The 14477-nt window shown below is 67.3% G+C and carries 14 protein-coding genes and 1 pseudogene; 7 read left to right on the top strand and 8 right to left on the bottom strand.

Going from position 1 to position 14477, the window contains the following annotated elements; all coding sequences use genetic code 11:
* A pseudogene (locus ACAG21_RS22840) lies at window positions 1–129 on the top strand (hypothetical protein); the annotation flags it as partial.
* 81 nt (window positions 130–210) lie between these two features.
* On the opposite strand, the gene ACAG21_RS22835 reads toward ACAG21_RS22840, so the two are convergent.
* The 3 genes from ACAG21_RS22835 to cofC all read right to left on the bottom strand — a co-directional run bounded on the left by ACAG21_RS22835 (window position 211) and on the right by cofC (window position 4145).
* Window positions 211–1158, bottom strand: coding sequence for an NUDIX domain-containing protein (locus ACAG21_RS22835; protein ID WP_370498552.1), 948 nt, complete (start codon window positions 1156–1158; stop codon window positions 211–213).
* 72 nt (window positions 1159–1230) lie between these two features.
* Window positions 1231–3414: an RNA degradosome polyphosphate kinase gene (locus tag ACAG21_RS22830; RefSeq protein ID WP_370498544.1), complete on the bottom strand. Its 2184-nt coding sequence runs from the start codon at window positions 3412–3414 to the stop codon at window positions 1231–1233.
* An 80-nt stretch (window positions 3415–3494) separates the two neighbouring features.
* Window positions 3495–4145 carry a 2-phospho-L-lactate guanylyltransferase gene (gene cofC / locus ACAG21_RS22825; protein ID WP_370498543.1) on the bottom strand — a complete coding sequence of 217 codons (651 nt, stop codon included), beginning with the start codon at window positions 4143–4145 and terminating at the stop codon, window positions 3495–3497.
* Window positions 4146–4269: 124 nt separating this feature from the next.
* Here cofC and ACAG21_RS22820 point away from each other — a divergent pair, with 124 nt between their 5' ends.
* Together ACAG21_RS22820 and ACAG21_RS22815 are read left to right on the top strand one after the other, a co-directional pair.
* On the top strand, window positions 4270–5292 hold the full coding sequence (locus ACAG21_RS22820; protein WP_370498542.1) for an NAD(P)H-dependent glycerol-3-phosphate dehydrogenase: 1023 nt from the start codon (window positions 4270–4272) through the stop codon (window positions 5290–5292).
* A 118-nt stretch (window positions 5293–5410) separates the two neighbouring features.
* Window positions 5411–6520 (top strand): D-alanine--D-alanine ligase family protein, encoded by a 1110-nt coding sequence (locus ACAG21_RS22815; protein ID WP_370498541.1) that lies wholly within the window; start codon window positions 5411–5413, stop codon window positions 6518–6520.
* Here ACAG21_RS22815 and ACAG21_RS22810 read toward each other — a convergent pair.
* Window positions 6517–7086: a DUF3515 domain-containing protein gene (locus ACAG21_RS22810; RefSeq protein WP_370498540.1), complete on the bottom strand. Its 570-nt coding sequence runs from the start codon at window positions 7084–7086 to the stop codon at window positions 6517–6519. The genes ACAG21_RS22815 and ACAG21_RS22810 overlap by 4 nt on opposite strands.
* 146 nt (window positions 7087–7232) lie before the next feature.
* On the opposite strand from ACAG21_RS22810, the gene ACAG21_RS22805 reads away from it, so the two are divergent.
* Together ACAG21_RS22805 and ACAG21_RS22800 are read left to right on the top strand one after the other, a co-directional pair.
* Complete coding sequence (locus ACAG21_RS22805) at window positions 7233–8201, top strand: thiamine-phosphate kinase (RefSeq protein WP_370498539.1); 969 nt, start codon at window positions 7233–7235, stop codon at window positions 8199–8201.
* Window positions 8202–8210: 9 nt separating this feature from the next.
* Entirely contained in the window at window positions 8211–8894 is a 684-nt protein-coding gene (locus ACAG21_RS22800) for a uracil-DNA glycosylase (RefSeq protein ID WP_370498538.1), read from the top strand.
* A 2-nt stretch (window positions 8895–8896) separates the two neighbouring features.
* On the opposite strand, the gene ACAG21_RS22795 is transcribed toward ACAG21_RS22800, so the two are convergent.
* Genes ACAG21_RS22795 through ACAG21_RS22780 form a run of 4 tightly spaced genes read right to left on the bottom strand, consistent with a single transcriptional unit; the run spans window position 8897 to window position 12601 of the window.
* Complete coding sequence (locus ACAG21_RS22795) at window positions 8897–9727, bottom strand: oxidoreductase (RefSeq protein WP_370498537.1); 831 nt, start codon at window positions 9725–9727, stop codon at window positions 8897–8899.
* 1 nt (window position 9728) lies between these two features.
* Complete coding sequence (locus ACAG21_RS22790) at window positions 9729–10973, bottom strand: hypothetical protein (protein ID WP_370498536.1); 1245 nt, start codon at window positions 10971–10973, stop codon at window positions 9729–9731.
* Complete coding sequence (locus ACAG21_RS22785) at window positions 10966–12153, bottom strand: sulfotransferase (RefSeq protein WP_370498535.1); 1188 nt, start codon at window positions 12151–12153, stop codon at window positions 10966–10968. Before ACAG21_RS22785 ends, ACAG21_RS22790 begins: the two co-directional genes overlap by 8 nt.
* A 4-nt stretch (window positions 12154–12157) precedes the next feature.
* Window positions 12158–12601 carry a nuclear transport factor 2 family protein gene (locus tag ACAG21_RS22780; protein ID WP_370498534.1) on the bottom strand — a complete coding sequence of 148 codons (444 nt, stop codon included), beginning with the start codon at window positions 12599–12601 and terminating at the stop codon, window positions 12158–12160.
* Between the two features lie 61 nt (window positions 12602–12662).
* Between ACAG21_RS22780 and ACAG21_RS22775 the strand changes: the two genes are divergently transcribed.
* Both ACAG21_RS22775 and ACAG21_RS22770 read left to right on the top strand, forming a co-directional pair.
* A complete protein-coding gene (locus ACAG21_RS22775; protein ID WP_370498533.1) occupies window positions 12663–13553 on the top strand; it encodes an SDR family NAD(P)-dependent oxidoreductase in 891 nt (296 codons plus the stop codon).
* A 101-nt stretch (window positions 13554–13654) separates the two neighbouring features.
* Window positions 13655–14476 carry a mycofactocin-coupled SDR family oxidoreductase gene (locus ACAG21_RS22770; RefSeq protein ID WP_370498532.1) on the top strand — a complete coding sequence of 274 codons (822 nt, stop codon included), beginning with the start codon at window positions 13655–13657 and terminating at the stop codon, window positions 14474–14476.
* Window position 14477: the final 1 nt, after the last annotated feature.

The following is a 14477-nucleotide window of genomic DNA, read 5'->3' as shown; positions in this document are numbered from 1 at the left end:
AAGAAGGCCGCGACCAAGGCTCCGGTCAAGAAGGCCGCGACCAAGGCTCCGGTCAAGAAGGCCGCGACCAAGGCTCCGGCTAAGAAGACTGCTGCCAAGAAGGCGCCGGCCAAGAAGACGGCCGCCAAGCGCGGTCGCAAGTAAGTCAACCGAGTTCAGACGCGAATACCCTTCGGGCGGCATGGCTGCCCCCGAAGGGTATTTCGTGTATCAGGCCCGAACGTTGGCGGCCAACGCGCCGCCGATGTGATCGGCCGCCACCAGTCGGCCCTCGGACAGCGAGAGCACCCAGGTGCTGCCCTTGTGGTTGCGTGACTTGTCCGGGTCCACGCCGTCGCGTTCGCACCACCAGGTGATCAGATCCGGAATTACCTTGCCCTGCGTACAGATCACCGGTGTGCCCTCGTGGTCGGCGATGCGCAGCATCCGGTGCCGGCCCCGTTTGGGGCTCTTGGCGTAAGCCTCTTCGGTGAGCGTGGACTCGCTCTGGATGCTCACGCCCAGTTCCTCGGCGAGTGGTTCAACCGTCTGATGGCACCGCACCCGATCGGCGGCGTATACGTCGGTGACGCCGAACGCCATCAGCTGGGCGACCAGCGCCTCGGCTTGCGCGCGTCCTTTTTTGTCCAGCGGTCGCTTGGTGTCGTCGCCGGAAAAGCGTGACTTCCGGCCTGCGGTGCCGTGCCGCACCACCAACACGGTATGCGTGTCCGCGGGCTGTTTCATGAAGCGCCGCAACACATTTCGGTCCTGGGCGTAGTCGAGCTTCTTCATTGCGGCAGCCACGGGCAACCAGATCAGTTCGTCGACCTCTTTGCCCGGTACGAATGTGCCACCGGTGCTGCGCGCCGCCCAGTAGTACACCTTTTTGACACCCGCTTCGATCGGATAGCTCACCTTGGCCAAGCGCCGGCCGAGGATGGCGTGGTGCCCGGTCTCCTCCAGTACTTCGCGTACCGCGGCCACGGGCGCGGTTTCGCCGGGGTCCACCTTGCCCTTGGGCAACGACCAGTCGTCGTAGCGGGGGCGATGGATGAGCGCGATCTCGAGCTCGGGGTTGTCCGAATCAGCACTGCTGTGTCGCCACAGCACCGCGCCTGCGGCGTAGACGATCCGCTTCCCTGAGCGCCGACCGCCTGACGAGTTCTGGTCCGACAACTTACTCCTGCAGGTCAATTCGGCCAGCACCATGCTGGCCATCGGGTGGCCTGGAAAATTACCACATGGGCGTTAAGCGCCCCGGTGCCGCTCCATCAGCGACTCCTGGTGGTCGCGCACGGAGTGACCTTCCCGGGGCGACGCGATCCACTGCCCGTCGGCCTCGAGTTCCCAGCACCGGGTGGACGGGTCCAGCGCCGAGTCGAACAAGTCGTTCAGATACGAGGTCAGCTTCGGGTCCTTGACCTGAACCAGCGCCTCGACGCGACGGTCGAGATTGCGGTGCATCATGTCGGCGCTGCCGATCCAGAACTCGTTGATGCGATTGAAGTGCATGATCCGCGAGTGCTCCAGGTAACGGCCGAGGATCGAGCGCACGGTGATGTTCTCCGAGAAGCCTTCTGCGCCGGGGCGCAGCGCGCAGATTCCGCGCACCACCACCTCGACTTGCACACCGGCCCGCGAGGCGCGATACAACGCGTCGATCACCTGCTCGTCGACCAGCGCGTTCATTTTCATCCGGATTCGGCCGCCGCCGTGTTCGCGGTGCGCCGCGATCTCACGATCGACGCGTTCGATGATGCCCGTCCGAATACTGTGCGGGGCAACCAACAGATTGCGGTAGGAAACCTTGCGCGAGTAGCCGGTCAGCGAATTGAACAGGTCGGTCAGATCGGCCCCGATTTCGGGAGACGCCGTGAGCAGACCGACGTCCTCGTAGAGCCGCGCCGTCTTTCCGTTGTAGTTGCCGGTCCCAATGTGGCAGTAGCGCCGGATGGTTGACCCTTCGCGGCGAACCACCAGGCAGGTCTTGCAGTGCGTCTTGAGCCCGACGTAGCCGTAGACGACGTGCACGCCCGATTGCTCAAGGGTGCGTGCCCAGCGGATGTTGGCCTGCTCGTCGAAGCGTGCCTTGATCTCCACCATTGCCACGACTTGTTTTCCGGCCTCGGCGGCCTGGATCAGCGCCCGAACGATCGGCGAGTCACCGGAGGTGCGGTACAGCGTCTGTTTGATCGCCAGCACGTTGGGGTCGGCGGCGGCTTGCTCGATGAATCGCTGCACGCTCGTGGAGAACGACTCATACGGATGGTGAAGCAGCACATCGCCTTCGCGCAGCGTCGCGAAAATGCTCTTGGGAGTTTCGCGGTCGGCGAACGCCGGGCTGGTGGCCGGAACGAAGGTCCAGTCCTTGAGCGCCGGCCGGTCGATGCCGTAGATCTGCCACAGCGACGAGAGGTCAAGCAGCCCGGGCACTTCGATGACATCGCTGGGATTGACGTCGAGTTCGCGCAGCAGCAGCTCCAACATGCCCTCGGTCATGTCGTCGGAGACCTCGAGTCGCACCGGCGAACCGAACCGCCGACGCGCCAATTCCCGCTCCAGCGCCTGCAATAGGTCTTCGTCGCGGTCCTCTTCAACCTCATAGTCGGCGTTGCGGGTAATGCGGAACGTATGGTGTTCCACGATCTCCATGCCGGGGAACAACTCCGGCAGGAACGCCGCGATCAGCTCTTCGGTCGGCAGGTAACGAACGACGGCTTGTCCCTCGTTGCCGCCCTCCTCGCCGCCGAGCTCGACGAAGCGATCGACGTTGTCGGGCACCTTGACTCGGGCGAAGTGCTGTCCACCGCTGTCCTTCACCGTGACGGCCAGGTTCAAGCTCAGCCCGCTCACGAACGGGAATGGGTGCGCCGGGTCCACGGCGAGCGGGGTCAGGACCGGGAAGACCTGCTCGGTGAAGTAGGTCGACAGTTGGTCGCGCTCAGCCTGATCCAAATCGGCCCACGTGACGATATAAATGCCTTCTTGTGCGAGCGCCGGGCGCACCGAGTCGAGAAACTCGCGCGCGTGCCGGGTCGCGATCCGCTGCGTCTGCTCGCCGATGCGGGCCAGTTGCTCGCGCGGCGTGAGGCCGTCGGCCGAGCGGACCGACAACCCCATCTCGTCGCGACGCTTGAGTCCGGCCACCCGGACCATGTAGAACTCGTCGAGGTTCGACGCGAAGATCGCCAGGAATTTGGCGCGCTCCAACAATGGCAGCGAGGTGTCGGCGGCCAGCGCCAGCACTCGCGCGTTGAAGTCCAGCCAGCTCAGTTCACGGTTGAGGTACCGGTCCTCCGGCAGTGCATCATCGATCACCGCGTGGGTGGTAGCAGGGGGAGCGCCCAGGGCGCTGTCGCCGTGTTGCCACACGGTTTCGTCAATCCGTGCTTCAGCTTCGATTTCGGTCACGAGGGAATCATTGCTCATCACCGGGTGGTGCTGCTAGCGCTCGGTAGAGATCCATCCGTCGTTGGCGCGCCGTTCATCCCCCGGACAGGTTTGCTGCGCCCTCACGGGTGGGCAATAGCGCGGGCGGTTGCCCCGCCGATGCCGAGCCGGCGGGCAGCGGCCAAATCGGCGGGGGTGTCGACGTCACAGCGCAGTCCCGGCCACGCGCCGGTCAGCTCGATCGCACCCGAACGACGATGCCGCGCGGCCGAATCCGAGCCGAACTGTGGATTTAGCGCGGTGCCGAATGCGCACAAGGCCGCGGTGCCGGTGGCCAGCCGATCGGCGACGAAGCTGCGCTGGTGCGCACGTGCCGCGGCGATCGCCTCGGCCAGCTCCTGGGTCTGTAGCGCGGGCAAATCACCTTGCAGCGCAACAACATTGGAGAACGACTCCGCGACGGAGCGTTCTGCGGTGGCGATCGCATGGTTCAGTGGATCCTGGTGGCCGCCGGGCGTCGGGTCGGCGATCACCTGCGCCCCGAGCCGTACCGCTGCGGCTGCCGCGGCGTCGTCGGGGGTGACGACCGTGATCGAGCCGACGGCGGCGACGCCGGCAGCGGCCGTCACGGTGTCCACCAACATGGCCAGCACCACACTCTCGCGGGTGCGCGCCGAGAACACCGGAGCCAGTCTGGTCTTGGCGGCGGCCAACCGCTTGACGGCGATGATCAACGCGACGTCGCCGGCGCCGTCAACCCGGGTGCCGCTCATAGCGTCAATCCTGCCAGCGCGCGTTGTCGTGCCGGTCGCGAGCCATCATGGTGACGGCGGCGAATCGCTGTTCTAGGGTGTAGCGGCTGCAGATGCCGCGTTTGTTACAGATCGGGATGGGGACATGGTCAGCACAGCGGGCGCCGTTGCGGTGATGGGCGCCGGGGCATGGGGAACGTCGCTGGCCAAGGTGCTCGCCGAGGCCCTCGCAGGGACCGAAGGCCAGATCAGGCTGTGGGCGCGTCGATCCGATGTCGCCGAGCAGATCAACGCCACCCGCTACAACCCCGCCTACCTGCCGGGCACCCTGTTGCCGCCGGGCATCCGGGCCACCGCCGACGCGGCCGAGGCTCTACATGGCGTGACGACGGTGCTGCTGGGCGTCCCCGCGCAGAACCTGCGCAGCAACCTCGAGCAGTGGGCGCCCCTGATCGCCGACGGTGCGACCCTGGTCAGCCTGGCCAAAGGCATCGAGCTGGGCACCCTGATGCGAATGAGTCAGGTCATCGTCTCGGTGACCGGCGTGGACATGTCGCAGGTCGCGGTGATCTCCGGGCCGAACCTGGCCAGTGAAATCGCCGAATGTCAACCCACCGCCACCGTGGTCGCGTGCAGCGACTCCGGGCGCGCCGTCGCCCTGCAGCGCATGCTGAACACCGGCTACTTCCGCCCGTATACCAACAGCGACGTGGTCGGCACCGAGATCGGCGGGGCCTGCAAGAACGTCATCGCGCTCGCGTGCGGGATGGCGGCCGGCGTCGGGCTGGGCGAAAACACCGCCGCGGCGATCATCACCCGCGGTCTGGCCGAGATCATGCGGCTCGGCATTGCGCTGGGCGCCAAGGGCGCGACCCTGGCGGGCCTGGCCGGGGTGGGCGATCTGGTCGCTACCTGCACATCTCCGCATTCGCGCAACCGGTCGATGGGTGAGCGCCTGGGTCGGGGCGCAAGCATGCAGTTGGCGCTGGAAGGAAAGGACGGCCACGTCGTGGAGGGCGTGACGTCGTGCGAATCCGTGCTCGCGCTGGCGTCCAGCTACGACGTCGAGATGCCGCTCACCGATGCGGTACACCGGGTGTGCCACAAGGGCCTCTCGGTTGACGACGCGATGGCCCTGCTGCTGGGCCGCAGCACCAAGCCGGAATGAGCGCGCCGCCGGCCGTTCCGGCAAAACCGCGCCACCGGTCGGCGACCCGACCCGTCGGCATCCCAACCGGTACCCTCTCCAGGTTGTGAACGCCAGTAATGCGACCAGCCGGCCCTCTGTGTCAGGGGGCAGCCGGGTGCGCGTTGCTGTCGTCTTCGGTGGGCGCAGCAACGAGCACGCCATCTCGTGCGTGTCCGCGGGCAGCATCCTGCGCAACCTCGATCCGCAGCGATTCGATGTGGTCGCGATCGGCATCACCCCCGAAGGCTCGTGGGTGCTTACCGACGGCGACCCGGATGCGCTGGCGATCAGTGACCGGCAACTGCCCGGGGTGACCGCCGAATCGGGAACGGAGCTGGCCCTGCCGGCCGATCCGCGGCGCGGCGGCCAGCTGGTGTCGCTGCCGCCGGGCGCCAGTGAAGTCCTGGCTTCGGTCGACGTGGTCTTCCCGGTTCTGCACGGCCCCTACGGCGAGGACGGCACGATCCAGGGGCTGCTCGAACTCGCCGGTCTGCCCTACGTCGGCGCCGGCGTGCTGTCCAGCGCCGTCGGGATGGACAAGGAATTCACCAAGAAACTGCTTGTCGCCGAGGGGATTCCGGTCGGGCCGTATGTGGTGCTGCGCCCGTCGCGGCAGACGCTGGCGCCGCAGGAGCGCGAGCGGCTGGGTCTGCCGGTCTTCGTCAAACCGGCACGCGGTGGTTCCTCGATCGGGGTCAACCGGGTCGCGAGTTGGGATGACCTGGCCGCCGCGGTGACCGATGCTCGCCGCCACGATCCGAAGGTGATCGTCGAAGCCGCGATCAATGGTCGCGAGCTGGAGTGCGGTGTACTCGAAATGCCGGACGGCACAATAGAAGCCAGCACGGTGGGGGAGATCCGGGTGGCCGGTGTGCGCGGTCGCGAGGACGGCTTCTACGACTTCGAGACGAAATACCTCGATGACGCGGCCGAATTGGATGTGCCCGCCAAGGTCGACGACGAGATCGCAGACGACGTCCGTCAATTGGCGATCCGGGCGTTCAAGGCCATCGACTGCCAAGGCCTGGCCCGGGTCGACTTCTTCCTCACCGAGGACGGGCCGGTGATCAACGAGGTCAACACGATGCCGGGGTTCACCACGATCTCGATGTACCCGAGGATGTGGGCGGCCAGCGGCATCGACTACCGGAGTCTGCTGGCCACCATGGTGGAAACGGCCCTGGCCCGGGGCACCGGTCTGCGCTAACGCTCACCGGGCCGGGCGGGGTCGATCGGCACCGCCGTGATGGTGTGGTCGATCACCTCGGAAAGCTGCTGGATCGGTGTGGGTCCGGATCCCGACGGCAGGGTCAGCGCCAGATACACCGGCCGGTCCACCGTGTACCAGGTGGATCTGCCTGCGTCGCCGCCGTATTGTTGCTCGGCCGCCGCCTCGAACCACTGCACCCGGTCGACGATCTGGATCGGGGATCCCACCACGAAGCCGGTCGGACGGTCGAGCCCGCAGCGCAACACCACCGGCTCGTTACCGGTTCCGGTGCGCCAGGCGGCCGCGCCCTCGGGTGCCGGCTGTGCCAGCGGCGCGCGCAGATAGTCGCCGAGCCGCTGCGGCAGCGCCGCCGACAGCGCGTGGCATGCGGGACTGCCGGCCTGCGGCGCCGGCACCGCGGGAAGGGCTACCGGTTGCGGCGGCGCTTCGCGCGTTGCGGCGATGACAAGCACGATGCCGATGGCGAGGACCGCCACCACAACCGCGGCGATCAGTAGGGCCCGCGGCGGTCCGCCTGGGTCGTCGGAGTCCGAACCGGTCATCATCGCCCGGCCGTCGACGCCCGTAGCGTCGAGAACCGGGCACCTCCCATCTCATACACTGGCGCCGTCCGCCCGCGCGGGCAGGGACCAAACTTACCGCAGGTCGGGCCGCTGTACGAGAGCCCTGTAGTACCGGAGGAGCTGACGTGCGCGACAAAATATCCGGCGAGTCGCCCACCCTGGGGCAGCTCGGTGAATTCGCCGTCATCGACCGGCTGGTGCGCGGCCGGGTTCAGCCCGACGCGGTGCTGCTCGGGCCCGGTGACGACGCGGCGGTGGTATCGGCCGGGGACGGCCGCAGCGTGGTGTCGACCGACATGCTGGTGGCCGGCCGGCATTTCCGGCTGGACTGGTCCACACCGCATGACGTGGGCCGCAAGGCGATAGCCCAGAACGCCGCGGACATCGAGGCAATGGGTGGGCGGGCCACGGCGTTCGTGGTCGGCTTCGGCGCCCCCGCCGATACGCCGACGGCGGACGCGGACGCGTTGGTGGACGGAATGTGGGAGGAGGCAGCGCGTGTCGGCGCCGGCATCGTCGGCGGCGATCTGGTCAGCTCCCCGCTGTGGGTGTTGTCGGTGGCGGTGCTGGGCGACCTCGGCGGCCGAGCCCCGGTGTTGCGCTCGGGGGCCAAGCCCGGCGCGGTGCTCGCCGTCGCCGGGCACCTGGGCCGCTCGGCTGCCGGATACACCTTGTGGCGCAACGAGATTAGTGGATTCGATCAACTGCGTGCCCGCCATCTGGTGCCTGAGCCGCCCTACGGCCAAGGTGCCGCGGCCGCGGCGGCGGGCGCGCAGGCGATGATCGACGTCTCCGATGGACTGATCGCCGACCTGCGGCATGTCGCCGACGCGTCGGGGGTGGGCATCGACTTGTCCACCGCGGCGCTGGCTCCGGATCGCGACGCGCTGAGCGCCGCCGCGGCGGCGACCGGGGTCGATCCGTGGTCGTGGGTGCTGGGCGGCGGCGAAGACCACGCCCTGGTGGCCTGCTTCGCGGGTGCGGTGCCGTCCGGGTGGCGCGTGATCGGGCGGGTGCTCGACGGGCCGGCCCGGGTGCTCGTCGACGGCGCGCAGTGGCAGGGATACGCGGGCTGGGAGTCGTTCGAAGGTTAGGGTTGCCCGGTGACCGCACGTCCATTGAACGAACTCGTCGAGCAGGGGTGGGCGGGCGCGCTCGAGCCGGTGGCCGAACAAGTGACCAAGATGGGGCAGTTCCTGCGCGACGAGATCGCGGCCGGCCGCAAGTACCTACCTGCGGGGCCGAACGTGTTGCGCGCCTTCACCTTTCCCTTCGATCAGGTCCGGGTGCTGATCGTCGGACAAGATCCCTACCCCACGCCGGGACACGCGGTGGGCCTGAGTTTCTCGGTGGCTCCCGAGGTGCGTCCGCTGCCGCGCAGTCTGTCCAACATCTTCGACGAGTACTCGGCCGACCTCGGTTATCCGCCACCGTCGTGCGGCGATCTGACGCCCTGGGCCCAGCGTGGCGTGCTGCTGTTGAACAGGGTCCTCACCGTTCGTCCGAGCAACCCGGCGTCACATCGCGGCAAGGGCTGGGAAGCGGTCACCGAGTGTGCCATCCGCGCCCTGGTCGCGCGGTCGCAGCCGATGGTGGCGATCCTGTGGGGCCGCGACGCATCCACCCTCAAACCTGTTCTGGCAGAAGGCAATTGCGTCGCGATCGAGTCGCCGCACCCGTCGCCGCTGTCCGCCTCGCGCGGATTCTTCGGCTCCCGCCCGTTCAGCCGCGCCAACGAACTGCTCGCCGGGATGGGCGCCGACCCGATCGACTGGCGGCTGCCCTGAGCTCATGATCCGGGGAAGTTCACGTCCTTCGTGACGGCTTTCCACTCTTCGATCGACGCCGACATCGCGGCGATCTTGCCGCGCATCGCCTTCAGAACGTCGCGGCCCAGCAGCAGCCGCAGCGGTGGCTCGTCAAGCGTGGTGACCATCAGCACCGCCTCGGCCACCTTGCGCGGGTCGCCCGGCAGATGGTCGGCGAACTGCTTGATCAGGTCCTTGCGCGCGGCCACGTCGGCGTAGGCGGCGATCGGGTTGTGCGATTCCTTCATCGACCGCGTGGCCCAGTCGGTCCGGAACGCGCCCGGCTCGATCGCGGTCACCTTGATGCCCAACGGCCGCACCTCGGTGGCCAGCGCCTCGGTCACGGCCTCGAGCGCGAACTTGGTCGACGAGTAGTAGGCGTTGGGCGGGTTGGCCACCAGACCGGTCATCGACGAGATGTTGATGATGTGGCCCGCACCGCGCTCGCGCATCGACGGCAGCACCGCCTTGATCATGTCGACGGCCCCGAAGTAGTTGACGTCGAACAACTTTCGCACCTCGGCGTCCTCACCCTCTTCCACCGAGGACAGGTAGCCGTGACCGGCGTTGTTGACCAGGACGTCGATCCCGCCGAACGCTTCGTCGGCCGCCGATACCGCGGCCGCGATCTGGGCGGCATCGGTCACGTCGAGTGCCACCGCGACGGCCCGGTCTGCGAATTCATCGGCCAGATCCTGCACCGCCTCGGCCCGCCGCGCGGTCACCACCACGCTGTGGCCGGCTGCTAGTGCGGCGCGGGCGATCTCACGTCCGAAGCCGGTGGAGCAACCCGTGATCAGCCAGCGCGCCATTTCAGGCCGTCCCTTCCGGCAGCCGGCGCAGGTACGCCTTGCGCCGCTGCGCCAACGTGGTGGCCCGCTCGTGGGCGCTGACCCGCGGCAAGTGCGGCACCTCGGTGTCGAGCCGGTCCAGCTTGACCACTCGTCCGCGAGCGCCGAGGTCCTCGCGCGGGCCGGTCTCACCGAACTCCGCCATGCGCAGGGTCAGGATGGCCTCGCGCAGGCCGTCGGAGTCGATCCAATTCGCGACGCCGGGATCGACCGGCGAGATCACGTAGGTGTAGCTGCCGTCCGCATTGGGCACCGACTGCGCCTTGTTGAGGCTGCCGGTGCGGTCGACGATATCGAGTGTGGTGCCCCAGATATTGCTCAGTGGCACGGTGAAGTATTCGGCACCCCCGTCGTTGAGGTCGACGACGAACGCTTCGTCGGGAGCGAGTTCGAAGCGGCCCATCACGTACACCTGGTTGCGCATCGCGCCCACCTTGTCCGCTGACCAGGCCAGGTTGAAATGGTTGGCCGGCATCTTGTAGATGCCATGGCTGAGCTTGCCGGTGAAGTTGGCGAAATACTCCATCATCACCGCGGTCGCCTCGGCCTGCTCGTCGAGCGTGCGCGCCGCAGTGGTCGGTGAGCCGCCGAGTCGTTGCACCTCAATGTAATTGGGGTCGTCGCGGCCCCAGTCCAGCAGCACGTCGCGGATGTAGAACTCGTGAGCTTGCGGGGAGGTCTGCACATGGTTCCCGCGCCCGTTGGCCGGGTCGGCGGCCACGGTGATGGTGTAGCTGCCGTCGGAATCGACCTCCATGGTGCGGCCGTTGAGCACGTTGACGGTGCCCATGTTGGCGTCCCACAGCGTGAAGTAGTTCTCGGTCATGCGGTGCTCGCCGACTCGCCCGCGGATCTCGTAACGCTCGTCGCCCGAGATCGGGATCACCCGATACACGCTGTCGGGATTGTCGATGCCCCAACGTGATCCGGGAATGCGACGGCCCGCGACCGGGTGCGCCAGCCGGGTGATGCAGGTGACTTTGGGCCGCAGCTTGTCCTGGTTGGACGACCACATCGCCGCCGAGAACATCACCTCGGCGAACGAATCGTCGAACCGTTCGCGCATGGCGTCCGACGCCTTGGCCCGCGCCAGCCAGTTCTCGGCCACCGTGCGATAGGCGGCCTTGACGGTGGGATGCTCGATCAGGTCGAGGGCGGCCAGCTCCTGTTCGCGCTGGGATGCCGTCGAGATTGGATCGTCAGGCATGTGCTGTTCCTCCGAGGTGCTGTCCGAAACGCTGGTTGTACAGGGTGAATCGCTCATCGACCTGCTCGGGTAGCAGGCCGTAGTTCGCCAGCCCGTAGGGCGGGCGGGCCGCCTCGCGGGGACGCTCGTCGAGCCATCGCCGCATCGCATCCTCGGCGTCACCGGTGAGCGGCAGACCGACGGCGTCGTAGACGCGGGCAACCTGTCCGATCGGATCGGCCACCGCGTCGGCGAATCCTATGTCGGTCACCACGGCGGCGTCGTCGGGCCAGCCGTCGCGGGTCGACATGGCCCGATCGTTGGTCCAGCCCATCCGCTGCAGCCACTGCGCGCCCACCCGCCGCACATCGACGCTGTCGGCGTGCATCGCGTGCAGCGTGGCGTTCAGGCTGGCCCCGGAGGCGATCGTGGTGCGCGGGTCGCGGTGCATGTGGACGATGTGCAGGCCGGGGAACCGCGCGCGCAGTAGGTCCAGATACCCAAGGTGCGCAGGCGATTTCAGCACCCAGCGTTCGGCCACCTGTCCGCGCCTGCGCTTCTGCCACTGGATGAACTGCAGCATGCGGTGCAGGTGGTCGTAGGCGGGGGAGAAGTCTTGCTGGTCGAGCCAGCATCGGTAATGCGGAAGGTGGGCACCGGATTCGGGGACGTGCGACAGAAACGCGTCGGCCAGGAAAACGATCTCTTCTTCGGCCTCGCGTGCGTACATCGGGTGGATCGCGAACAGATCCGGTGCCAACTCGCGCGATTTCGCTTCTCGCGCTTCGCTGATCGCGATGCGCGGATCGTCGGCGGCGCTGAAGTCGTAGTCGAGCCGCGGCGCGACCTCGACAACCTCCCAGCCGTAGGCGCAGACGAAACGCGGGTCGGCGGCCAGCAGTCGCTGCAACAGGGTGGTGCCGCTGCGCATCATTCCGACGACGACGATCGGCACGGCGACCTGCTCGTCGAGGGTCTCCGGGTGCCGGCGGATCCACTCCTGGGTGCGAAGCCGCATGCGCAGGCTGTGCACGATGCCGGAGCGCAGGATGTGCACGCCGATGGCGTTGAGGTCGGCGCGCGCGTAGTCGTCCAGCAGCACCCGCAGCGGGCCCTCGAATTCGCCGGGGCCCCAATCGGTTAGCGCCTCTTTGCGCTGTGCGTCGGCCAGCACGCGGTCGAAGGCGCTGGGGTCCGCCACGCGTTCAGAACTTCAGGTGCTGGCTGACGTCGCCGACCTGGTCGACGAACATAATGCGGCTGTCGAACCACCAGGCTCCGTGCACTCGGTGGAAGGTGTCCTTGTAGTGCCCGGTGACGATCACCTGCAGCGGAAGTTCGGGGGTGGCCTGCGTGACGCAGTAGTAGGACGTGCTGCGCGCGGTGCCCGCGGCCTCGTCGATGTGGAGCGCCACATTGCTGGTGTTGTGTTTGGTCTTCGGGGTGCCGTCCTCGTAGATCCGGGTGGCCATGTCGTACATCTGGCGCACCCGGGCGGACCCTTCGAACACCGTCTCCGGCGGGCCGTCCTCCACGCCGCAGATGCGGCCATGCGCGAAAAGCCCGGCCACCCCGTCCAGGTCGCCACCGTCGAGGAGTTCGGCGTACCGGTAGATCAGGTTGGTGATTTCGCGTCCGCTGTCACTCATGCAGACCATGTTGGCAGAACTGACCCAACTTACATAGAACCGCCCATTACTCTTAAGCGTCGTGACGACACCTTGGACGCCGAGCCGCCTCGGCAACTTGACCGGCAAGCGAGTCATCGTGACGGGAGCAACCAACGGCGTCGGCCTGGGCACCGCGCAGGCGCTGACCAAAGCCGGTGCCCACGTGATTCTGGCCGTGCGCAACACCGACCTCGGCAAGGAACGCGCCGCGCAGATGGGCGGCTCGACGTCGGTGATCAAGCTCGATCTCGCGGACTTGTCCTCGGTGCGTGCGTTCCCCGATCAGGTCGACGGGGACATCGACATCCTGATCAACAACGCCGGCACGCTCGCCAACCATCGCAGGGAAACCGTCGACGGTTTCGAGATGACGCTGGGCACCAACCTGCTCGGGCCGTTCGCGTTGACCAATCTGCTGCTGCCCCGGGTGCGTTCGCAGATCATCAACGTGGGCTCCGATGCGCACAAGTCGGCCACGCTGCGTCTCGACGACATGCACCTGCGTCGCAACAAGTGGACGCGGCTGGGCTCCTATGCCATGTCCAAGCTCGGGGTCATGTTGTGGGGGCTTGAGCTGGATCGCCGGTTGCGCGCCGCCGGCTCGCCGATCGTCACCCAATTGACTCATCCCGGATGGGTGGCCTCGAACCTGTCCAACATTTCGGACGCGCCGCTGATGTCGTTGGTGCAAAAGGGCGTCAACGTCGTGGCCGACCGGTTGGCCAACGACATCGACGAAGGTGCGGCCACCACGTTGTACTGCATCAGCGAACCGGTGCCGCCGGGTAGCTTCGTCGGTGTCAGCGGCAGGCTCGGCCTGCGCGGCGAGCCGGCCTTGATCGGCCGCACCCCACTGGCGTCGAACTACGACGTGGCCGCCCGCCTGGTGGCCTTCGCCGAAGAACAGACGGGCACAACGCTGTCCGTCTAGCGGCCCGTTCGGCAGCCAGCCCCACCGGTGCGCAGCTGCATTGTCATAGCCATCCTCCCCTGATGCAGATGTGATGGCCGCAGGCAGGTACGTTGCCCGCTATGGGTGAACTCGACAATTCGGTAGCCGTCATCACGGGTGCGGCACGCGGCCAGGGACGCAGCCACGCCGTCGCGCTCGCCGAACAGGGCGCCGACATCGTCGCCGTGGACATCTGCGCCGATATCGACGCGATTCCCTATCCATTGGGGACCAAAGCGGATCTCGAAGAGACCGCGCGCCTGGTCGAAGCCGCGGGCCGCAAGGCGGTCCCCGTCGTCGCCGACGTCCGCGACCTGCCCCAGTTGGAGACCGGGGTGCAGACCGCGATCGACGAACTCGGCGAGGTGGACATCGTCATCGCCAACGCCGGGGTGGTGGCGATCGGTGACACCGAAATCCGCAACGAGCCGGTGTTCAACTCGATCGTGGACACCAACCTCAAGGGGGTCTGGCACACGCTGCTGGCGACGGTGCCGTCGATGATTCGCGGGGGCAAGGGCGGATCGATCGTGCTGGTCAGCTCGTCGCAGGGCCTGACCGGCCGGGGTGGCGACGGCACCGCGGCGATGTTCGCCTACGCCGCATCCAAGCACGGCGTGGTGGGGCTGATGCGTTCGGCTGCCAATGCCTATGCGCCGCACAAGATTCGGGTCAATTCGATCCATCCGGCCGGAGTGACGACCCCGATGATCCTCAACGATTTCGTGGTGAACCGGATGCTGGAGAATCCGAACCCCGCCGTCGCGCAGATGCTGCTACCCGACGTGCCGCTGGTCGAGCCGCAGGACGTGACCGAAGCCGTGCTGTGGCTGGTTGGTCCCCGCGCCCGCTACATCACCGGCGTATCGATACCCGTCGACGCCGGACACACCGTGATGTAGC

The sequence above is a fragment of the Mycobacterium sp. pR1184 genome, assembly GCF_041287235.1.
GTDB lineage: Bacteria > Actinomycetota > Actinomycetes > Mycobacteriales > Mycobacteriaceae > Mycobacterium.
The sequence above is the reverse complement of the archived record's forward strand: the minus strand, read 5'-3'. Positions and strand labels throughout refer to the sequence as shown.

What these genes read in the sequence shown, in the direction of transcription:
- ACAG21_RS22770 (WP_370498532.1), top strand. Translation starts at nt 13,655, where the DNA reads ATGGGTGAACTCGACAATTCGGTAGCCGTCATCACGGGTGCGGCACGC.
- ACAG21_RS22790 (WP_370498536.1), bottom strand. Translation starts at nt 10,973, where the DNA reads ATGCCTGACGATCCAATCTCGACGGCATCCCAGCGCGAACAGGAGCTG.
- ACAG21_RS22780 (WP_370498534.1), bottom strand. Translation starts at nt 12,601, where the DNA reads ATGAGTGACAGCGGACGCGAAATCACCAACCTGATCTACCGGTACGCC.
- ACAG21_RS22810 (WP_370498540.1), bottom strand. Translation starts at nt 7,086, where the DNA reads ATGACCGGTTCGGACTCCGACGACCCAGGCGGACCGCCGCGGGCCCTA.
- ACAG21_RS22795 (WP_370498537.1), bottom strand. Translation starts at nt 9,727, where the DNA reads ATGGCGCGCTGGCTGATCACGGGTTGCTCCACCGGCTTCGGACGTGAG.
- cofC (WP_370498543.1), bottom strand. Translation starts at nt 4,145, where the DNA reads ATGAGCGGCACCCGGGTTGACGGCGCCGGCGACGTCGCGTTGATCATC.
- ACAG21_RS22820 (WP_370498542.1), top strand. Translation starts at nt 4,270, where the DNA reads ATGGTCAGCACAGCGGGCGCCGTTGCGGTGATGGGCGCCGGGGCATGG.